This is a genomic window from Shewanella sp. HL-SH8, from assembly GCF_051165765.1.
Classification (GTDB): domain Bacteria; phylum Pseudomonadota; class Gammaproteobacteria; order Enterobacterales; family Shewanellaceae; genus Shewanella; species Shewanella glacialimarina.
The window spans coordinates 996,135-1,017,141 of record NZ_CP195039.1; the positions used below are offsets into that span (position 1 = coordinate 996,135).

General features: G+C 40.2%; 18 protein-coding genes. All 18 read left to right on the forward strand.

Features of this window, described 5'->3' with window-relative positions; translation table 11 throughout:
- Positions 1-9 precede the first annotated feature (9 nt).
- The 18 genes from ACRWQN_RS04520 (at position 10) to ACRWQN_RS04605 (ending at position 21,002) form a co-directional block, all read left to right on the forward strand.
- Positions 10-3,153, forward strand: coding sequence for an efflux RND transporter permease subunit (locus tag ACRWQN_RS04520; protein ID WP_434939912.1), 3,144 nt, complete (start codon positions 10-12; stop codon positions 3,151-3,153).
- Complete coding sequence (locus ACRWQN_RS04525) at positions 3,143-3,838, forward strand: HupE/UreJ family protein (RefSeq protein ID WP_434939913.1); 696 nt, start codon at positions 3,143-3,145, stop codon at positions 3,836-3,838. The genes ACRWQN_RS04520 and ACRWQN_RS04525 overlap by 11 nt, the downstream gene beginning before the upstream one ends.
- Positions 3,839-3,854: 16 nt before the next feature.
- Complete coding sequence (locus ACRWQN_RS04530) at positions 3,855-4,376, forward strand: hypothetical protein (RefSeq protein WP_434939914.1); 522 nt, start codon at positions 3,855-3,857, stop codon at positions 4,374-4,376.
- Positions 4,377-4,389: 13 nt separating this feature from the next.
- Positions 4,390-4,749 carry a DUF6488 family protein gene (locus ACRWQN_RS04535; RefSeq protein ID WP_434939915.1) on the forward strand — a complete coding sequence of 120 codons (360 nt, stop codon included), beginning with the start codon at positions 4,390-4,392 and terminating at the stop codon, positions 4,747-4,749.
- Between the two features lie 393 nt (positions 4,750-5,142).
- Positions 5,143-5,739 (forward strand): tyrosine-type recombinase/integrase, encoded by a 597-nt coding sequence (locus ACRWQN_RS04540; RefSeq protein ID WP_434939916.1) that lies wholly within the window; start codon positions 5,143-5,145, stop codon positions 5,737-5,739.
- Between the two features lie 547 nt (positions 5,740-6,286).
- On the forward strand, positions 6,287-6,628 hold the full coding sequence (locus ACRWQN_RS04545) for a hypothetical protein (RefSeq protein ID WP_434939917.1): 342 nt from the start codon (positions 6,287-6,289) through the stop codon (positions 6,626-6,628).
- Between the two features lie 90 nt (positions 6,629-6,718).
- On the forward strand, positions 6,719-7,153 hold the full coding sequence (locus ACRWQN_RS04550) for a DUF2057 family protein (protein WP_434939918.1): 435 nt from the start codon (positions 6,719-6,721) through the stop codon (positions 7,151-7,153).
- A gap of 127 nt (positions 7,154-7,280) precedes the next feature.
- Positions 7,281-7,751, forward strand: coding sequence for a MerR family transcriptional regulator (locus ACRWQN_RS04555; protein WP_434939919.1), 471 nt, complete (start codon positions 7,281-7,283; stop codon positions 7,749-7,751).
- Complete coding sequence (locus ACRWQN_RS04560; RefSeq protein WP_434939920.1) at positions 7,751-9,997, forward strand: heavy metal translocating P-type ATPase; 2,247 nt, start codon at positions 7,751-7,753, stop codon at positions 9,995-9,997. The genes ACRWQN_RS04555 and ACRWQN_RS04560 overlap by 1 nt, the downstream gene beginning before the upstream one ends.
- 10 nt (positions 9,998-10,007) lie before the next feature.
- Positions 10,008-10,358 (forward strand): cupredoxin domain-containing protein, encoded by a 351-nt coding sequence (locus tag ACRWQN_RS04565; RefSeq protein ID WP_434939921.1) that lies wholly within the window; start codon positions 10,008-10,010, stop codon positions 10,356-10,358.
- A 211-nt stretch (positions 10,359-10,569) separates the two neighbouring features.
- On the forward strand, positions 10,570-10,935 hold the full coding sequence (locus ACRWQN_RS04570; RefSeq protein ID WP_434939922.1) for a cation transporter: 366 nt from the start codon (positions 10,570-10,572) through the stop codon (positions 10,933-10,935).
- Positions 10,936-11,174: 239 nt separating this feature from the next.
- Positions 11,175-11,561, forward strand: coding sequence for a hypothetical protein (locus tag ACRWQN_RS04575; protein WP_434939923.1), 387 nt, complete (start codon positions 11,175-11,177; stop codon positions 11,559-11,561).
- 123 nt (positions 11,562-11,684) lie between these two features.
- Positions 11,685-13,118, forward strand: coding sequence for a TolC family protein (locus ACRWQN_RS04580; protein WP_434939924.1), 1,434 nt, complete (start codon positions 11,685-11,687; stop codon positions 13,116-13,118).
- The gene (locus ACRWQN_RS04585) at positions 13,115-14,653 is read left to right on the forward strand and encodes an efflux RND transporter periplasmic adaptor subunit (protein WP_434939925.1); all 1,539 of its coding nucleotides are present in this window, start codon (positions 13,115-13,117) and stop codon (positions 14,651-14,653) included. The genes ACRWQN_RS04580 and ACRWQN_RS04585 overlap by 4 nt, the downstream gene beginning before the upstream one ends.
- 2 nt (positions 14,654-14,655) lie before the next feature.
- Entirely contained in the window at positions 14,656-17,787 is a 3,132-nt protein-coding gene (locus ACRWQN_RS04590) for an efflux RND transporter permease subunit (RefSeq protein WP_123884666.1), read from the forward strand.
- A 188-nt stretch (positions 17,788-17,975) separates the two neighbouring features.
- Positions 17,976-18,350: a hypothetical protein gene (locus ACRWQN_RS04595; RefSeq protein ID WP_434939926.1), complete on the forward strand. Its 375-nt coding sequence runs from the start codon at positions 17,976-17,978 to the stop codon at positions 18,348-18,350.
- Positions 18,351-18,486: 136 nt separating this feature from the next.
- A complete protein-coding gene (locus ACRWQN_RS04600) occupies positions 18,487-19,002 on the forward strand; it encodes a DUF411 domain-containing protein (RefSeq protein WP_434939927.1) in 516 nt (171 codons plus the stop codon).
- Positions 18,999-21,002 carry a copper resistance system multicopper oxidase gene (locus ACRWQN_RS04605; protein ID WP_434939928.1) on the forward strand — a complete coding sequence of 668 codons (2,004 nt, stop codon included), beginning with the start codon at positions 18,999-19,001 and terminating at the stop codon, positions 21,000-21,002. The genes ACRWQN_RS04600 and ACRWQN_RS04605 overlap by 4 nt, the downstream gene beginning before the upstream one ends.
- The last annotated feature ends 5 nt before the right edge of the window (positions 21,003-21,007 follow it).

Sequence of the window (21,007 nt, forward strand, 5' to 3'; positions counted from 1 at the left end):
GAGTAGTAAATGTTGGAATCTATTTTACGCTTTTCCATAAAGCGCAATGTACTCGTTTTAGTACTAGTGATGATTACGGCTTTTGTGGGCGCCTGGAATTTTACCAAGCTGCCTATTGATGCTGTCCCTGATATCACCAATGTACAAGTCATGATTAACACCAAGGCACTAGGGTATACACCATTAGAAATTGAACAACGGGTCACCTTTCCATTAGAAAATGCGCTTGCGGGATTGCCTGGGCTTACATATACCCGTTCTGTGTCACGTTATGGTTTATCGCAAGTTGTTGCCATTTTTGATGACAATACCGATGTATATTTTGCTCGGCAATTGGTGAGTGAACGCTTATCTGCCGCGCGTTCAGAATTACCGTCAGGACTTGAGCCTGAACTCGGACCGATTGCCACTGGGCTGGGTGAAATTTTCATGTTCACAGTGGATGCGTTACCCAATGCAACACATGCCGATGGCTCCGAGATTACACCCACCGACCTACGTACTGTGCACGATTGGACTATTCGTCCGCAACTAATGCGTGTGCCAGGTGTTGTTGAGGTGAATCCTATTGGTGGGTTTGAACGTGAAATTTTGGTTGCATTCAAACCCCAAAAACTGCTCGCGTTTGGTGTTACTCAAGCTGATGTGGTTGACGCAATTGCACAAAATAATCAAAACCAAGGCGCAGGATTTATTGAGCAAAATGGCGCGCAATGGCTTATGCGTATTCCTGGGCAAGCCGAAGACTTACAAGCCATTGGTAACATTCCGCTAAAAAGTATTGATGGTTCACCTGTTCGCATAAAAGATGTGGCAGATATTGGTGATGGAAAAGGGCTGCGCAATGGTGCTGCCACCCAAAATGGCCGTGAAGTGGTGATGAGCACTGTATTTATGCTTATCGGCGAGAATAGTCGCACAGTGGCTCACGCAGTAGGTGAGAAGCTAAAACAAATTAACGCAAGCTTACCTCAAGGGATTGTGGCTACCGCGGTATACGATCGTACTAAGTTAGTTGATCAAACACTTAGTACAGTACAAACAAACCTGACCGAAGGGGCTATTTTAGTTGTAGTTGTGTTGTTTATTTTACTTGGTAATTTCAGGGCCGCATTTTTAACCGCATTGGTGATCCCGTTTGCGATGTTAATGACTGTGACAGGCATGGTTCAAGTTGGTGTTAGTGCCAATTTAATGAGTTTAGGTGCGCTTGATTTTGGCTTGTTAGTGGACGGTGCAATTATCATTGTTGAAAACTGCCTGCGCCGTCTGAGTCAAGCTGGGCAACATTCTTTACCTTTGAAAGCACGCTTAGAACTAGTGTTTGATGCAACCCGTGAAGTGATCCGCCCAGCGTTATTCGGTGTGTTCATTATTACTGCCGTGTATTTACCCATTTTCGCCCTTGAAGGTGTAGAGGGGAAAATGTTCCACCCGATGGCCATTACCGTTGTTATCGCCCTATTAAGTGCCATGTTACTGTCGGTAACCTTTGTGCCTGCAATGATTGCATTGTTATTTAAAAAACCAATCAAAGAAAAGCACAGTCCAATTATTCGTGGTGCGGCTTATTTGTATCGTCCAGCGTTAAGTATGGTACTTAAAGGTCGTTGGGTTGTGGTGTGTATGGCGGTGTTATTAGTGGTCGTTTTTGGCCACCAAGCAACTCGCTTAGGCAGTGAGTTTGTACCAAACCTTGATGAAGGTGATATTGCCATGCATGCGCTACGCATTCCTGGAACATCATTAAGTCAGGCTATTGCATTGCAAGAAGTGTTAGAAGAAAAAATTCAGCAAATGCCGGAGGTTGAAAGAGTATTCGCAAAAATAGGCACCGCGGATGTAGCGACTGACGCTGTACCGCCAAGTGTTGCAGACAACTTTATTATTCTTAAACCGCGTGATCAATGGCCTAATCCTAATAAATCAAAAGAGCAGATTGTCGAGGATTTAGCTGCATTGGTAGAACCCATTCCTGGTAATCGTTATGAGTTTTTACAGCCTATACAAATGCGCTTTAATGAATTACTGGCGGGTGTGAGAGCCGAATTAGCGATTAAAGTGTTCGGCGATGATTTTGAAACCCTTACCGCATTAGGTAATGAAATTGAGTCAGCCATTAGCCAGGTTGAAGGCATTGCCGATGTGCAGGTTGAGCAAACCACTGGGTTACCGCTTTTATCCATTGTCCCTAATGATGACAAAATTATGCAATACGGGATCAGTAAAGCGCAATTGCAATCCCAATTAGCGACTGCGTTAGGTGGAACCGTTGCGGGCAAGTTTTATCAAGGTGATAGGCGTTCGGATATTGTCGTTCGATTAGATGAAGTACTGCGTAATGATGTCGACGCACTGTCATATTTGCCAATTCATCTGGGCAATGGTCGTTCTGTGCCATTACAAGAACTTGCTTCATTGGAGTTGATTAATGGTGCAAACCAAATTAATCGAGAAAATGGCAAGCGTAGAGTCGTTGTGACAACAAATGTGAGAGGCCGTGATTTAGGTGGTTTTGTGAGTGATATTCAACAAGCCGTTGCTGCCAATGTTGATATTCCTGCTGGTTACTGGATTGAATACGGCGGCACTTATCAGAAGCTCCAGTCCGCTTCACAGCGTTTAAGTATTGTAGTACCAGTCACGTTGCTCATGATTATTGGTTTATTAGTGTTAGCGCTAAATTCACTCAAAGATGCATTAATCATTTTTACAGGCGTGCCTTTAGCATTGACGGGGGGTATTGCTGCATTAATGTTAAGTGGTATTCCATTCTCAATATCAGCAGCGGTTGGTTTTATTGCGTTGTCAGGTATCGCCATTTTGAATGGATTAGTCATGGTCTCGTTTATTCGAGATTTACGAAAAGAGGGCATGGATTTACATCAGGCCATTTTTGACGGTGCGTTAACTCGGCTTCGTCCGGTTATGACAACCGCGTTTGTGGCATCGTTGGGCTTTCTTCCTATGGCGTTTAATAGTGGTATGGGTTCTGAAGTACAGCGGCCTTTAGCTATGGTAGTTATCGGTGGGATTATTTCCTCAACGCTACTAACTTTATTTGTTATTCCAGCACTTTACCGAATTTTACATAAAGATAAGGATACGATTTTGATTAAAACAGAAACTTTGGAGTCATTTAATGCTAAGTAAATTATTAAGCTATTGCTTATTCGCACTCCTTATATGTTGCTCCTTTATTAGCATTGAGGTACTTGCTCATGGTGTTGATGACAATACTAGAGCTTTTTTAGAGCAAAATAGCGGCGTACAGTTTGTGCCATTTCTTTACATTGGCGCAAAACACATGATTACCGGATACGACCATTTACTATTTTTGGTTGGCGTTATTTTCTTTTTATATAGAAGCCGTGATGTTTTCATATATGTCACGATGTTCACCATCGGTCATAGCACTACGTTGCTGTTAGGTGTATTAAGCGATATCCAAGTAAATGCCTACCTTATTGATGCAATTATTGGTTTATCTGTGGTGTATAAGGGGTTTGATAATTTAGGAGGTTTTAAACGTTGCTTCAATTGGCAACCCAATACGCAATGGGCTGTTCTCATTTTTGGGCTATTTCATGGCTTAGGCTTAGCGACAAAATTACAAGAATTTAATTTACCCAGTGAAGGCCTTTTTACCAATTTAGTCGCATTTAACATTGGTGTAGAACTCGGTCAGCTCGCAGCATTAGTGGTGATATTAATTGTTATCAATATCTGGCGTAAATTGCCTTCATTTCAGCAATTTTCTACACTAACAAATACCCTACTAATGAGTGCTGGTGTCATGTTGATGGGTTATCAATTGACTGGTTACTTTATTAATTAATAACAAAGAGAAATATATGCAACATACAGTAAGTAGTAACACGCTAATTAAAGCTTCTTTAGCAGCAACGGTTTTAGCGGCTGTTGTGTTAGTCACCTTTATTTTGCCGGCTGAATACAACATTGATCCCACAGGCATTGGTCAAAAAATAGGTGTCACCATATTAGCTCCAATGCCTGAAACTCAAACACAAAAAAACTCAAAAGTAGAAGGTACAACAGAGTTCCAAATTATCGAAGTCATTATACCTGCTGGAAGAGGTGTCGAATACAAGTTCGAGATGCAGCAATTCGAGAAAATGACTTATGAATGGCTCACTGATGGCGATGCATTGTTCTTCGACCTCCATGGCGAACCAGAAGGGGATACCACTGGATACTATGAGAGTTATGTTATTGCGACATCAGATGACATGAAAGGAAGTTTTACAGCTCCCTTTACAGGCTCTCATGGTTGGTATTGGAAAAATAAGTCTAACAACTCAGTAACGGTAAAATTATTGGTTAAAGGGCAATACAAAGTTATTGGTTTAAAATAATAAGGAAACATATATGAGAAATTTATTTATATTTTTAGTTATTGGTAGTGCTTTTATCAGTAGTTATTCACTTGCACATGCAGATAAAATGAAAAGCATGGATCACTCAAGACATAGTCATATGAATGAGGAGAAGGTAATTAGCATTACCGTTAAAACAATAAAAAAAATGACTTTCAAAGATTTAGGGTATGAGCCTGGTAAGCTGCCATCTTCATGGGAGAACATTAACAATTCAGATGTCAATATTGTTAATGTTCATGAAGGAAGTTATGTCGTGAGTGCTACGAACTCACAAGTTAAACAGACATTATATTTTAGAATTGATGACGATGGTGATGTCGTTGCAGTATCTGAGAATAAGGGATTTTAATAAGCGATAAGTAATGAAACAGTGATTGCCAAGCTACTACTTCTAATTGAAGTGGTAGCAGCCCTTGTTCTTACTAAATCAGGATAAGAACAAGGCGTCAAAAGGCAGCACTACCAACTTAGAAGCCTGTTGGTCATCATGGCAATTGATAGCACCATCATCATAATTGTTTACTATTACACATTACGAGAGTCCGAGTTAGTTAATTTGAAATGGTCGCATAATCATGTGAATCGCTTAGGTAATGGTGTCCAATTGTTCATTCGTTGAGTGTAAAAAATCTGCGCATAGCTAAAACTCAAACGCGATGATTCTGACTTGCAATACATCCTCATTAGCGAATGTACTACCAGCTATACTTATGATGACCAATCAATGAAGTAGGAGGTCACCATGGTCTCATCAAACAAAAAAAATTGTAGCGGAGTCAAAAAGCCTTTTCGGCTCGAAGAGATTTGGCGTATTCGAACTAGGCTAGAAATAGAAAATAGCCTTATGCAACTAGCGTTACTCAATTTGGCAATCGATAGTAAACTCAGAGCAAGTGACCTACTTCCTCTAAGGGTTTGCGATATATCTTCACAAGAACGAATGTTTGCAAGAGTTAAGCTTATTCAGCAGAAAACGGATGTTGAAGTCCAGTTTGAAGTCACTGCTAGAACTCAACAAAGTCTGATGAAATGGATTTTTGTCGCAGATCTAAAGACAAGTGATTATTTATTTCCAAGCTTAAGACGAAATGAGCAATCGATTAGCTATTCGTATTATCGTTATCTTGTCAGGTCGTGGGCATCAAATATTGGTCTAGACCCTAACTTGTATGGGACTCACTCAATGAGACGAACCAAAGCAACATTAGTCTATGCAAAGACTAAGGATATTCGAGCCGTCCAACTTTTACTCGGACATACTAGAGTAGACAACACAATTCGTTATCTTGGTGCTGAATTGGAGGATGCTCTTACACTTTCAGAATCTACTGATTGTTAATACGGCACACCCCAGAGCTTAAGGCTTTTTTTGTGGCATTCCGACTATTAATCAATGATTTACCATGTCCTTGGGCCATATATATTTAAAGAGTTTATTGATTGAAACTAATCACTAAAAACACCTGTATATCGAGCTTTGCTATACTTATTATAATGCAAACCATATATTTTAGAGTATAAAATCTAACTCACTTTTGTGTGCTTTTTTCAGACTCATAGTAGACCTCTTAATTTATGAACAATACTGTCTCAAAATTAAGTGTCCGATGAAATTTGACTAGAACAGTTTATGTAATGGAATCATTCAGACAGTGCTTAATTTTCAATGGAAATACAATATCAATTTATAGTGCCTAACTTGGAATTTTTCGATTTAACTAGCCATAGGAATATGTTACGTCAAGCATGGCTTAATCGAAGGTTGGTTAATCACAATTGATAACAAGTGAAAAGTTTGAATAATCCTAAGAATGTGACTAATGTGATAGAATTCAAGTAAAAAAATTGCTAATGTTAATTACATTAATATGAGTGGATACAACTGAATGATTAAAATTTTGTTAAATTTAGCAATTATCTTGGCAATAATAGTACAGCTATTAATGCCAAATACTGTTATGTCTAATGAAATGTCCGAATCAGTTATGCAATCTAACTCAATGACACAGTCCCTTATGATGGACAATGATTGTGACGGTACCGATAATTGTTGCCCGGAAGATTCAAGCAACTGTATTAGTCATTGCCATGCAGTTGCCAATGCGTTTGTTTTACTACCAGATTTAAATTTAATCAGCACTTTATTGAGTAGTTCTAAAGTTGGCTCGTCTTTATGGGTATCTACTCCTGCTTTGATTGTCAGTCAAAATCCCCCTCCTATAGTTTGATCTTTTATTTTAATTAACAACCAACATTAATTTATAAAGATTTTTGTTGTTCATTTAATGATGAGCATCAAAAAGCTAACGGAGTTTATTATGAAAAAATTTATCGCGATTACCCTTCTATTGTTAGTTAGCACAGCGTCAATGGCTGCGACTATTACACTACCTGATTACTTGGTTTTTACTGCCATTGATGGAAAAACTGTGTCAAAAAGCAGTGAAATTGAAATTGTACCTGGTCAGCACTTAATAGAATTACAGCTTTATGAGTTGTTCTCATCTGGAGCAGATGATACGAATTTTATTAAGTCAGATGCACTATATTGGAGTATTAACCTGACCAACGATGAAGACATTAAAGTCAGTACCACAGATATTTTATCTTTGAAAAATGCAAAAAACTTTATTAAATCCCCCATGATCACATTGAACAGTGCTAGCTTGAAAGATGAAACTGTTAAATTGGTTAATCACGAAGAGTTAATGGCTATCATCATGAAACAACACAGCAAAATGATGAAACACTAACCATTTGATAATAGGGTGCTCAAATGCGCCCTATTATTTTAATATTCAAACCCTGCTTGACCTGTGTGTAACACATAGGTTTATAGTCAAGTTACCGTAACGACTAATGTTAGCTTTGGGAGGCAATATGAGAGTGAATCAACTTGCTAATGAGTTAGCTATTACCGCTGATACAGTGCGCTTTTATACCCGTATTGGGTTATTGAATCCCAATAAATCGCCCGTTAACGGTTATAAAATCTATAACGATAAAGATAAGTCGCGTATGCAATTTATTTTAAGCGCTCGTAAACTTGATTTTTCAGTTGATGAAATTAAAGTGATTTTTTCTAAGACCGACCACGGTGAAAGTGCATGTCACCTTGTGCGGGCATTAGTAAAACAAAAACTGGATGAAACAGAGCAACAATTTAATGAAATGGTCAAACTAAGATCACGACTTTCACAAGCCGTAGACCAATGGTCAACCATGCCAGATAACTTGCCGACAGGAAACATGGTGTGTCATTTGATTGAAGGTACCCATCAAGCGAACCTTCCTACAGCAAGTGTTAATCAGCATGACAAGATTAAATTAACGTCAATGGAGGTTAAGTAATGGATCACACAACACAATTACCTATGCAACTCAATATCCTCGGCGCAGGCTGCGCGAGTTGTGTTGGCAAAATTGAAAGAGCGATTAACAGCGTGCAAGGCGTTGATTCAGCCGAAATGAACTTTGCCGACAGAACGGTACTGGTTACGGGTAAAGCGTCTGCCGAGTTGATTATAAAAGCGGTAGAAAGTGCCGGTTATAACGCCACTCAAATACAGGCAGAGTCGGCAGAAGATGCCATGAACGAGAAAGAACAGGCTGATTTACAACATTATAAAAGTTTATTGCGCCATACCTTTATTGCTTTGTCCGTCGGTATTCCGTTAATGATTTATGGACTGTTTATTGGCGAAATGACGGTATCAACCCTATCAGAACAAGTGGTGTGGGGACTGGTTGGTGTAGTGACTCTGGCCATTATGCTGATATCAGGTAGGCATTTTTACATTGGCGCATGGAAATCATTTTTAAACCATAACGCTAATATGGATACCCTCATTGCCTTAGGAACCGGTACAGCTTGGGTTTACTCAATGTTGATTGTTGCATTTCCACAATTATTTCCCGAGATGGCAAGGCATGTTTACTTTGAAGCGACCGCAATGATTATTGGGTTAATTAATCTTGGTTTAGCACTAGAAGTTAAAGCGCGCGGTAAAACCTCTGAAGCCATTAAGCGTCTCATTGGTTTGCAAGCAAAAACGGCTCGGGTTATCCGTGATGGAAAAGACCTCGACATTGATATTGCTCATGTATTACTTAACGATCACGTTAGAGTTCGCCCAGGCGAAAAAATCCCAGTTGATGGGGTGGTTATTGAAGGTAACAGCACCATTGATGAATCAATGTTGACCGGTGAGCCTATGCCAGTTGAAAAAGTACTCGGTGATGATGTGGTCACTGGCACCTTGAATAAATCAGGCTCAATCATATTTAAAGCCACTCGTGTAGGTAAAGATACCGCACTGGCGCGCATAATTAGTATGGTTAAACGGGCGCAAAATTCTAAGCCGCCGATTGGACGTTTAGCTGATGTTATAGCCGCTTATTTTGTGCCAGCGATTATGATTATCGCTATTGTCAGTGCCATGGTGTGGTTTAACTTTGGCCCTGAGCCATCGAGTGTATTTGCCATCGTGTCTGCTACAACAGTATTAATTATTGCTTGTCCTTGTGCGCTAGGACTGGCAACGCCAATGTCAGTGATGGTCGGCGTGGGTAAGGCGGCTGAATCGGGTGTGCTTATTCGTAACGGTGAAGCATTGCAAACCGCGTCAAAAATCACCTCCATGATATTAGATAAAACCGGCACCATTACTGAAGGTAAACCGCAAGTTACCGATATTATTCTGGTTAATGCTGACAGTGAAGAGCAGGTACTTGCCTTGTCTGCTGGAATTGAAAGTCACTCCGAACACCCACTCGCGCAAGCTATTGTTGAAAGCGCACATGCTAGGGGCATTGATGCGATTAACACCGAGCACTTCAATTCCATAGCAGGCAAAGGTGTTGAAGCTGAGATTGATGGAAAAACATTATTGTTTGGTAATCTAAAACTGATGCAAGACAAACACATTAATATTGGTCTCCACGAAGCTAAAGCTCAAATATTAGCAGAAGAGGCTAAAACACCAATGTATTTGGCACTTGCAGGGCAGTTGCTTGCCATTATAGCGGTATCAGATCCGATAAAGCCTGATTCAATCGAAGCGATTGCCAGACTGAAACGCAGTGGCATCAAAGTGATTATGTTAACCGGGGACAATAAAGCGACCGCCGCAGCAGTGGCTAAAAAAGTCGGTATTGATGATTTTTTCGCAGACGTCATGCCAGAAGATAAAGCCAATAAAGTGGCTGAACTTCAGCAACAAAATGAAGTGGTTGGTATGACCGGCGATGGCATTAATGATGCCCCCGCATTAGCGTTAGCCGATGTTGGCTTTGCTATTGGAACAGGCACCGATGTGGCGATAGAAAGCGCTGATATTACCTTAATGCGCGGTTCACTTCATGGTTTAGCCGATGCGATAGCCATTAGTAAAGCAACCCTGCGCAACATTAAACAAAACTTGTTTGGCGCGTTTATTTACAACGTCGCGGGTATTCCCTTAGCTGCTGGTGTGCTTTTTCCGGTGTTTGGTATTTTGCTAAACCCAGTGATAGCCGGTGCTGCTATGGCCTTTTCATCACTTACCGTAGTGAGTAACGCTAACCGTTTACGTTTGTTTAAAGCTAAAGAACACTAGGAGGCTCAATATGTTAATTAATTTACTGTGTATCGCATTAATCGGTTTTATCATTTGGTGGTTTTGGCTATACAAACCGGCAAACGATTCTAGTGTTGATGCCAGCACATCGATACTGGTTAAAGACGGTGTGTATACGCCAGCACGAATTAAGATAGCGGCTAACACCCCAACAGAGATAACCTTTTTACGCCAAGATAAATCCGGATGTTCAGCCACTGTCTTGCTACCCGACTTGGAGATTAGCCAAGATTTAGCGCTGGATAAACCGACGATGATAGCCTTACCGGCACTGGAAAAAGGAGAGTATCCATTTCATTGTCAGATGCAAATGTATAAAGGTGTATTGATTGTTGAGTAAACACTAGATATCCATGCATATTTTTCAATATGTTGGTCTCAATGATGAAGGTAATAGCAGTACTAGAATGTGCATTTTTGAACCTTGAAATCAATATCTTGATTCTAACCTATGCAGTTACTGTCTAGGTTAGAAAATTGGCCGTTTTTTTGTTAATTACCTTTACCTAAATAATCAGAATAATGATGAGTTAATGATTAAGAGAGGCGTTATGAGTGATTTTGAACATAGACCAGGCGTTAAAGAAGCGACTTTAGTGGTTAGAAACCTAAGGTTAACGGGAGTTGATAACAAAAACTCAGAAGCATTAATGGCTGAGATAGACAAACTTTTTGGTATAGACGGCGTAATTTATAATGAAACAACGGGAACTATTTATCTAGCCTATGATGCCAGTCATATCAATTTAGAAGGTATTGAAGAGGTTATCAGAAAGCATGGTGCTAATATTCATGACGATTGGTGGACTCACACAAAAGAAAGTTATTACCAATTTGTGGATCAAAACATCAAAGATAATGCAGAACATCAACCACAGAGTTGTCATAAGCCACCACCAGGCTCCAAAAAAAATTAAGCTGATTCGATGCTTAATGACTCACTGCGTTTTTTTAAAGATAAATAATAATAAGCATGAATCCTGTAAATAATATTGATGTTAATTTTTATTGATACTGAGTAACTTTTAGTTAGCATTTTCGAAGTGTGATCTATGTCAAGTATTAGTCGTTAATAGTAAAAAGTCACTATGCTTAACTAGGAATATTTAGACAAGTCGAGTTAAAATTAAAACTATTAATAACGTTGGAGTCTATCTTGAATCGTATGCGAATTATCACAGTGATGCTTATCTTGATGACATTTGTCAGTCAAGCTTTTGCGTCTGTGATTTTGCCATGCCCCTCTGATATGAATTCAATGTTAAGTAAATCAAATCCAGTGAATACCGCTGCGACTAACGCTTGCCATCACCAATTAACATCAGATGCTGATGCCGTTAAAACATCTACCGCTGACACTGCTGATTGTTGTGATAATCAATGTGATTGTCCGATAGGTACTTGTTTTTCAATTGCCCTTGAAATGAAAATTGTCCAATCAGTAACTATCTCAAGTTTGAGTAGTTTTATATCTGGTTTGACTCAAGATACGACTCCGCAATATAACGCTTCTTTATATCGTCCTCCAATATTTTCTTGTTAGATAGGAAAGGCTTGATCAATTTTTGATCGTCTTTCTATTCATTTATCTTTTTTAAAATAAATTAACAAGATATTACCTTTATTCGAATTCAACTCGAGAATAGGTAACTAATTTGGAGGCTTTATGTCTTTAATTTACAAAAGCTTGGGTGAAACTTACACTCAATATATTTTCATAGTAGTGATGTCTTTTATGGGGCTTAGCGCTGCGGTGTATGCGGCAGAACCAGTACAGGCATTAACACTGAAAGAAGCCGTTTATTTCTCTCAGTCAAACGATCCCTGGTTAGTCAGTAATCAATTCCAACAAGATGCTATTAAATCTGAAAGTATCGCTGCCGGAACCTTACCCGATCCAAAAATAAGTATTGGTTTAGCTAATTTGTCCATGAATACTTTTGATTTTGGACAAGAAGCAATGACTCAAATGAAGATTGGTGTTACTCAAATGTTTCCTCGTGGGGATAGCTTAAGTTTGCGCCAACAACAACTTGAGCTAACGGCTGAGCAATATCCTTTCTTAAGACAAGATAGACGAGCAAAGTTAAGTGTCACCACTGCTCAAATTTGGTTTGATATATATAAAGCGCAAGAGAGCATTGCACTGATTGAGCGCAATCGGAATTTATTTGAACAACTATCAGATGTTGTTAAAGCAGGGTATTCATCTGCTTTAGTTAAATCGAATCAGCAGGATATTATTCGTGCTCAGTTAGAGGTGACCCGTCTTGAAGATAAGCTGACCGTTCTGGCGCAACAAGAAGATATGTTTAAACAGAAATTATCTGAATGGGTTGGTAAGGCATTTATTGATGAATATCGAACAGGTCATGAACAAGATTATGAGCTGTTATTTTCGACGTTTACTGTCCCTAATATACTCCCTCAAATTAAACTAACGAATCCTAATCTCTATTTTGATGAGGAAAAAAGCCAACATGACCAACAGGCCCTGTATGAAGCATTCTCTGTTCATCCACTCATTTCAGCATTGGAGCAAAGAATTGAATCAAGCCGAAAAGGTGTCGAGTTAAAAAAGCAATTGTATAAGCCAGAATGGGGTGTAAATGCTGGATACAGTTATCGAGGCAATGATCCTATGGGTAATTCTCGCGATGATTTGCTATCAATTGGTGTGAGTTTTGATTTACCAATATTTACTTCGTCAAAACAAGACAAGCAAGTTCAAGCTGCTATTTATCAGTCGGAATCAATTAAAACGGAAAAGTGGTTACTGCTTCGAAACATGATGGCGTCATACGGTACTGCGAAAGCGCAACTTCTTAAATTGGAACAACGTCAGACACTCTATAACGATTTTTTATTACCTCAAATGCAAGATCAAGCCGATGCATCCTTAACTGCCTACACCAATGATAAGGGGGATTTCGCTGAAGTCGTTCGTTCACTCATTGCTCAACTAAATACTCAATTAGATGCATTGGCTATTAACGTTGATTTGCAGAAAGTTAAAGTTCAACTGAACTATTTTTTTACCCCTAAAGTGGGTCCAATTAGTATCTCGCATGAATCGTATGTTGATGGAGAAGCAAAATGAACAATAATTTGAAAATGATCAGTATATTAGTCGCCGGAATACTGACTGGTATCAGTGCGACAATTCTATACTCACAACAGAGTCAACAAGTTTCAGAGGGCAGTGAAAAAGCTAAACCATCATATTGGGTCGCACCTATGAACCCTAATTTTCGTAGCGATAAACCTGGGAAATCACCCATGGGCATGGATTTGATACCAGTTTACGAAGATGCAGCGGGCTCGACAGATTTTGGGCCGGGTGCAATTACAATTTCACCCGCTGTGATTAATAAACTGGGTGTTCGCACAACTGAAGTCACATTGGGAACACTTCAAAATAATATTAGAACAGTCGGCTATGTTCAATATGATCAAGACCAAATGGTCCATATTCATCCAAGGGTAGAAGGATGGGTTGAAGAACTTTATGTCAAAGCTTCTGGTGATCCTGTCATTAAAGGACAACCTTTATATGCTATTTACTCTCCAGCTTTAGTTAACGCGCAAGAAGAAATGTTATTAGCATTAAATCGAAAAGATCAGCGCTTGATTACCGCATCTGAAGAACGATTGAAAGCGCTACAAATACCAAACTCGGCTATTGTAGCGCTACGTAAAAATAGAACGGTCAAACAAAATATTACATTTTATGCTCCTCAAAGTGGTGTGATTGATAATTTAAATATACGCCAAGGGTTTTTCGTTAAACCCGGAATGACAATGCTTTCTATTGGTTCATTATCTCAAGTTTGGGTCGAAGCTGAAGTTTTTGAACGGCAAGCTGATATGGTAAAAGTCGGGCAGGCTGTTGAAATGAAGTTAGATTACTTGCCTGGTAAGTTGTGGAAGGGCAAAGTCGATTACGTCTATCCAACATTAGATAGTAAAACCAGAACGTTAAAAGTGAGATTGCGTTTTGAGAATACCAATACTGAATTAAAGCCAAATATGTTTGCTCAAGTGTCAATAAAAACCCGGAGTGATGAAGAGGTATTGAAGCTACCAAGAGAGGCTGTGATTAGAACAGGAAACTCTGACCGAGTTGTACTTGCCCTCGGTGAAGGTAAATATAAATCTGTAGCGGTAACGTTAGGGCGATTAGATGATGACAGCATTCAAATAGAATCAGGGCTGTACGAGGGAGATATTGTAGTCTCGTCTGCACAATTTTTATTGGATTCTGAATCAAATAAAACCTCTGATCTTAAACGTATGACAGCACCAGAAGATGAGCAAGAAAATATTCAAGCGATCACATCAGAAACCGCTTGGGTAGAAGCAAAAGTAAATAGTTTAATGGCTGCACATCGAATGATTAATGTGGACCATCAAGCTGTCAGTGAATGGGAATGGCCACAAATGACTATGGACTTTACTGTTGATGACAGTGTGGATTTCTCTGTATTTACCGTTGGTGCTGTGCTTCATATTGAATTAGAAAAAACATCAGATGGCGCGGTCAAAGTGGTAAATATACATAATCCCAAAACCACGGATGATGTTTCTAACACAACACATCAAGCTGATCATTCAGGAATGGAGTTGGGAGAATAGTCATGATTGAATCAATTATACGTTGGTCTGTTGCGAACAGATTTTTTGTCTTGCTTGCCAGTGCCATTCTCGTCGGCGCGGGTTTATTTTCTCTTAAAAATACCCCTATTGATGCTTTGCCTGATTTATCTGACGTTCAGGTAATCATTAAAACAAGTTATCCAGGTCAAGCCCCTCAAGTGGTTGAAGATCAAGTCACTTATCCATTGACGACAGCTATGCTGTCTGTGCCAGGAGCAGTAACGGTCAGGGGCTTCTCATTTTTTGGTGATTCATATGTCTATGTCATCTTCGATGAAGAAACCGATTTATATTGGGCTCGTAGTCGTGTGTTGGAGTACCTCAGTCAAGTCGTTTCAACGTTACCGGATAATGCAAAACCTCAATTAGGCCCTGATGCAACAGGAGTGGGCTGGGTATATTTATATGCACTCGTCGATAGAACAGGTAAGCACGATATTAGTGAGTTACGCAGTCTACAGGACTGGTTTTTAAAGTATGAATTACAAACTGTCCCAGGCGTGTCTGAAGTGAGTGCTCTAGGTGGGATGGTCAAACAGTATCAGATTAAGGTAGACCCTGATAAATTGCGTGCCTTTGGAATACCTTTAACGGCTATTCAAATGGCGATTAACCGCGGTAATCAAGAGATTGGTGCCTCAGTTGTCGAAATCGCTGAAGCAGAATATATGGTTCGCACAACAGGGTATCTTGAGAATAAGGAAGATATAGGCAATATCCCTTTAGGCGTTAACAATAATGGCACCCCATTACTGTTAAAAGATGTTGCGGATATAGGGACTGGACCGCAAATGCGCCGAGGTGTAGTCGATCTCAATGGTGAAGGTGAGACGGTTGGCGGCATTATTGTGATGCGATTTGGTGAAAATGCACAAAAGACTATTGATGGCGTTAAAGCTAAATTAGAGACATTGAAGAAAGGCCTTCCTGAGGGCGTGGAAGTGGTGACCGTTTACGATCGCAGTGGTTTGATTGAGAGAGCCGTATCAAACTTAGGGTTTAAACTGTTAGAGGAATTTTTAGTCGTTGCTTTAGTCTGTATGGTCTTTTTGGCGCATGTAAGATCTTCGCTTGTGGCGATCGTTAGTTTGCCTGTAGGGATTCTAAGCGCTTTTACTATCATGCACTTGCAGGGTTTAAATGCCAATATCATGTCTTTAGGTGGTATTGCTATTGCAATTGGTGCCATGGTCGATGGTGCCATCGTCATGATTGAAAATATGCATAAACATATGGAACGAACGCCATTGACGCCTGAAAACCGTTGGCAGATCGTTGCGCGATCTGCCAGCGAAGTTGGCCCTGCATTATTTTTTAGTCTACTGATTATTACTGTTAGTTTTTTACCGGTATTTACCCTCGAAGCACAGGAGGGAAGGATGTTTTCACCACTTGCATTTACTAAAACTTACGCAATGGCTGCATCGGCAGCGTTAGCTATTACCTTAGTACCAGTGCTAATGGGATACTTTATTCGGGGAAAAGTACTTCCTGAACACAAAAACCCCGTTAATCGATTGTTAACTGCTGTATATATGCCAGTGTTGAAAAAAGTACTGGCTTTCCCGAAGATAACCCTCCTATTTGCGTTATTTGTGTTGGCAATTGGTGTGTGGCCGCTAAATAAAATTGGTAGTGAGTTTATGCCTCCATTAGATGAAGGCGATCTAATGTATATGCCGACCACTTACCCTGGTATTTCTATTGGTAAAGCTCGCCAATTAGTGCAACAAATGGATAAGTTAATTTACACAGTACCCGAGGTTAAAACCGTATTTGGCAAGGTTGGCCGAGCTGACTCTGCAACGGATCCTGCACCTCTAACAATGGTGGAAACGTTTATTCAGCTTAAGCCCAAAAGTGAGTGGAGAGAAGGCCTGACGACTGAGAGTTTAAAACAAGAATTAGACTCATTAGTAAAGTTACCCGGTGTGACGAACGCATGGGTAATGCCAATTAAAACCCGAATTGACATGTTAGCGACAGGGATCAAAACGCCTGTAGGCATTAAAATTGCTGGCCCTAGTCTCAATGAAATTGAGCAAATAGGTAAACAATTAGAGGAAATCCTAAAAAATGTTGAAGGGACTGCGTCAGTTTATGCTGAGAGGGTTGCAGGTGGTCGATATATCAAAGTTGATATCCAAAGGGAAAATGCAGCCCGGTATGGTTTAAATATAGCGGATGTTCAACAAGTTGTGGCTACAGCGATCGGTGGTATGAATATTTCACAAACCGTTGAAGGCTTAGAACGATATCCAATTAATTTACGCTATCCTCAGGATTATCGAAATTCTCCTGAAGCATTAGCTTTATTGCCTATCGTCACTCCGCAAGGTTTGAGGATTTCTTTAGGGGATGTAGCGGATATCGTTATCGAAAATGGACCACCAGGCATTAAAAGTGAAAATGCTCGCCTTAATGGTTGGGCTTATATCGATATTGAAGATGTCGATATCGGTAGTTATGTTGAAATAGCCCAAAAAGTTGTGAATGATAAATTGGTATTACCTGCCGGTTACTCTATTACCTGGGCTGGTCAATATGAGTATATGGAAAGAGCTAAAGCGAAGCTTACTTACGTAGTACCATTTACTTTATTTATTATCATTATTTTATTGTTCATGAATTTCCGCAATGTTGTTGAAGTAGGAATTATTGTGGGTACATTGCCTTTTGCCATGGTGGGTAGTATCTGGTTAATGTATATACAAGGTTTCAATTTTTCAGTTGCTGTAGGGGTAGGTTTTATAGCATTGGCGGGTGTTGCTGTCGAAATTGGCGTCATTATGCTTGTCTATTTAAACCAAGCCTATAGAGAAGCGATTGATCATAGTTCACAGCAGCTAGAAAAATTTGATGAACTAAAGTTGACTCAATCTGTTATTCAAGGTGCAGGTATGCGCGTACGTCCTGTAATGATGACCGCAGCAGCAATCATAGCTGGATTATTACCTATCCTTTATGGTACTGGAACAGGTTCCGAGGTGATGAGTCGAATTGCTGCGCCAATGGTAGGCGGAATGGTCAGTGCAATAATACTGACACTATTAATTGTTCCTGTAGTGTTCTTTTTATGGCGTCGTACTCAATTGAGACATGAGGAACGATAGTGTTGAGTTGATTAAAAAAACGATGCAGATAAAACTATCTGCATCGTTATATTTTTATATTTAATTAATTTTAATTATAGTTATTAGAATGATGTTCTAATAACTATCTAATATATTTTTAATAAAAAATTCATTGCTAAACTAAGCTTTTCTTATTATCATTAATTTGTAATCATTGGAGATATATTTTGCGTAGAGTCCATTTAATCATGATGTTTGTTTTACTGACGTTTGTCGGTCAAACTTTTGCGTCTGTGATTATGCCTGGTACTATGCCAATGAGTTCAATGACGACTTCAAATATGCCTGCTGAAAATGGCAAAGCATGTCATGACGCTAGTATGCAAATGAATATGAACATAGATATGAACGATGGTGCGGATGATAGTTGCTGTGCCCAAGCGTGCCATTGTCCTGTCGGTTCATGTTTATCTGTAGGTTTAACGATGGCAATGCCAACGCTTAAATCAGAAGTCAGTCTATTTAATGCTGCAACAATGTTTACCTCAGCACTTATGCCTCAGTATCGTTCTTCTTTATACCGTCCTCCCATATTCGCCTAACATAGGCACAGTTATGCCCGTTTTTTGCTAACTGTCCTAGCCAATCATGTAGTTTCAATTTTTTAACTTTTTCGGTTAATAAACTGACATTAAACCGCGTTGTTTAATGTGACGAAATTTGATTTGGAGGCATGTTATGTCTGCTTTATATCGCAATTCTATTCGTTTTTTTCGTGTCATAGGTAGTGTTTTTATTCTACAAATTATGGGGGTGATGTTTCCTGCCCATGCTGTACAGCCCGGCACTACTGCGCCATTACTCACTGTTTATAAAGATGCCAATTGTGGCTGTTGTGAGAAATGGCTTACTCATATTAGTGAGCGTGGATTTAATGTTGATGCCCACAATATTAACAACCTTTATGAGTTTAAACAGTCAAAGGGTATTCCTGCTTCAATGCAATCTTGTCATACCGCAGTGTCATCTCAAGGTTATGTGTTTGAAGGGCATATCCCTGCAAAATTCATTAGTCGTTTTTTAGCAACACCGCCTAAAGATGCTATCGGTCTAACTGTACCTGCTATGCCTGTGGGTAGCCCTGGTATGGAGTACCAAGATAAATTTATGCCATACCAAGTATTACTGTTGAAAAAAGATGGCAGTAGCCAGGTTTACGCCCAAGTAAATTCTCTTGAGGAGTCTGTACAATGAAATCTCAATATATGACAAAAACCATGATTCAAACGACCCACAGTGAACCCAACAACAGCCGACGCCGGTTTGTGTTTGGTGCATCTGCCATGTTGGCATTGATGTCGATCCCTTTCCCTAAAAATGCATTTGCCAATGCGTTAAGCCAATCATTGAGCCAGCTTTCTGGCAAAGTGTTCGACTTATCAATTGACTATAAAATGGTTAATTTTACCGGAAAATCTGCTCGGGCCACTGTGGTCAACCAATTACTGCCCGCGCCGTTATTACGTTGGAAAGAAGGTGAAACAGTCACCTTAAGAGTGAAAAACAATCTCGACCATGATAGTTCTATTCACTGGCACGGTATTATTTTACCCACCGAAATGGACGGTGTGCCTGGCTTTAGCTTTGATGGCATTAAACCCGGTGAAACATTTGAGTATCAATTTACCGTCCAGCAAAGTGGCACATATTGGTATCACAGTCATTCAGGCTATCAAGAACAAACCGGTTTATTCGGCGCTATTGTGATTGATCCAGCGACCCCCGATCCGGTTATATATGACCGTGACTATGTGATCATGCTGTCTGATTGGTCTGACGAAGCCCCTGAAAACATTTATGCCAAATTAAAGAAGCAAGCCGACTACTATAATTACCGTGAGCGTACGGTAATGGATTTTTTCTCTGACGTGAATAAAAATGGCTTAGCCAATACGTGGAACGCTCGTTCGATGTGGAATAACGCGCGCATGAGTGACAGAGACATATCTGATGTTACGGGTTCAACTTACACCTATTTAATGAATGGCAATCCTCCGCAACAGGGCTGGCAAGGGTTGTTTAAACAAGATGAGAAGGTGCGCTTACGCTTCATTAATAGTTCTGCTATGACCATATTTGATGTGCGTATACCGGGCCTTAAGATGAGTGTTGTCGCCAGTGATGGTCAGAACATTCAACCTGTATCTGTGGATGAATTTCGAATAGGCGTCGCCGAAACCTACGATGTGATTATTGAGCCAGAGGTTGATAATGCCTATTGTATTTTTGCTCAGAGTATCGACCGCACCGGCTTTACGGTAGGTAATCTTACCTCAGATGCCAGTTTACATGCTCCTATTCCTCCAATGGATCCAAGGCCTGTCCTTGGCCACAGTGATATGGGCATGGATATGAGTGGTATGGATCATAGCAAAATGGACATGGGTGGCGGTGATATGTCAGGCATGGATCATAGCAAGATGGCTATGGGCGCTGGCGATATGCCAAGCATGGACCACAGCAAGATGGCTATGGGCGGCGGTGATATGCCTGGCATGGATCATAGCAAAATGACTATGGGCGGCGGTGATATGCCTGGCATGGATCACAGCAAGATGGCTATGAGTGGCGGTGATATGTCAGGCATGGATCACAGCAAAATGGCCATGGACGCTACGAAAGCGACAGTCTCAGGACTAGGGCTTGCAGGCTTTGGCAGTAACAATGAAATTAAACACATTGACACCGAGTTCGGCCCACAAGTGGATATGCGTGCAGATGCCCCAAAAAGTGGCTTACACGATCCTGGGATTGGATTGCGTGACCATCAACAACAATTCAATCGCAAAGTATTAACCTATGGCGATATTAAAGGCTTACATCCTACCTATGACACACGCCAACCTAGCCGCGAAATTCAACTGCATTTAACCGGCAATATGAACCGATATATGTGGTCTGTGAATGGGGTGAAATTTATGGACGCCGCGCCATTAGAGTTTGAATACGGAGAAAGACTGCGGATCACCTTAGTGAACGACACTATGATGACTCACCCTATGCATTTGCATGGTATGTGGAGTGAGTTAGAGACAGGCGATGCTGATTTTATTCCCCGTAAGCACACGGTATTAGTTCAGCCGGGCTCTAAGATCAGTTACTTAGTCACCGCCGATGCCAAAGGGCAATGGGCATATCATTGCCACTTGTTATTCCACATGCCAGGCATGTTCAGAAAAGTCGTGGTGAAATAAGGGGA

What these genes read in the sequence shown, in the direction of transcription:
- ACRWQN_RS04520 (WP_434939912.1), top strand. Translation starts at nt 10, where the DNA reads ATGTTGGAATCTATTTTACGCTTTTCCATAAAGCGCAATGTACTCGTT.
- ACRWQN_RS04525 (WP_434939913.1), top strand. Translation starts at nt 3,143, where the DNA reads ATGCTAAGTAAATTATTAAGCTATTGCTTATTCGCACTCCTTATATGT.
- ACRWQN_RS04530 (WP_434939914.1), top strand. Translation starts at nt 3,855, where the DNA reads ATGCAACATACAGTAAGTAGTAACACGCTAATTAAAGCTTCTTTAGCA.
- ACRWQN_RS04535 (WP_434939915.1), top strand. Translation starts at nt 4,390, where the DNA reads ATGAGAAATTTATTTATATTTTTAGTTATTGGTAGTGCTTTTATCAGT.
- ACRWQN_RS04540 (WP_434939916.1), top strand. Translation starts at nt 5,143, where the DNA reads ATGGTCTCATCAAACAAAAAAAATTGTAGCGGAGTCAAAAAGCCTTTT.
- ACRWQN_RS04545 (WP_434939917.1), top strand. Translation starts at nt 6,287, where the DNA reads ATGATTAAAATTTTGTTAAATTTAGCAATTATCTTGGCAATAATAGTA.
- ACRWQN_RS04550 (WP_434939918.1), top strand. Translation starts at nt 6,719, where the DNA reads ATGAAAAAATTTATCGCGATTACCCTTCTATTGTTAGTTAGCACAGCG.
- ACRWQN_RS04555 (WP_434939919.1), top strand. Translation starts at nt 7,281, where the DNA reads ATGAGAGTGAATCAACTTGCTAATGAGTTAGCTATTACCGCTGATACA.
- ACRWQN_RS04560 (WP_434939920.1), top strand. Translation starts at nt 7,751, where the DNA reads ATGGATCACACAACACAATTACCTATGCAACTCAATATCCTCGGCGCA.
- ACRWQN_RS04565 (WP_434939921.1), top strand. Translation starts at nt 10,008, where the DNA reads ATGTTAATTAATTTACTGTGTATCGCATTAATCGGTTTTATCATTTGG.
- ACRWQN_RS04570 (WP_434939922.1), top strand. Translation starts at nt 10,570, where the DNA reads ATGAGTGATTTTGAACATAGACCAGGCGTTAAAGAAGCGACTTTAGTG.
- ACRWQN_RS04580 (WP_434939924.1), top strand. Translation starts at nt 11,685, where the DNA reads ATGTCTTTAATTTACAAAAGCTTGGGTGAAACTTACACTCAATATATT.
- ACRWQN_RS04585 (WP_434939925.1), top strand. Translation starts at nt 13,115, where the DNA reads ATGAACAATAATTTGAAAATGATCAGTATATTAGTCGCCGGAATACTG.
- ACRWQN_RS04590 (WP_123884666.1), top strand. Translation starts at nt 14,656, where the DNA reads ATGATTGAATCAATTATACGTTGGTCTGTTGCGAACAGATTTTTTGTC.
- ACRWQN_RS04600 (WP_434939927.1), top strand. Translation starts at nt 18,487, where the DNA reads ATGTCTGCTTTATATCGCAATTCTATTCGTTTTTTTCGTGTCATAGGT.
- ACRWQN_RS04605 (WP_434939928.1), top strand. Translation starts at nt 18,999, where the DNA reads ATGAAATCTCAATATATGACAAAAACCATGATTCAAACGACCCACAGT.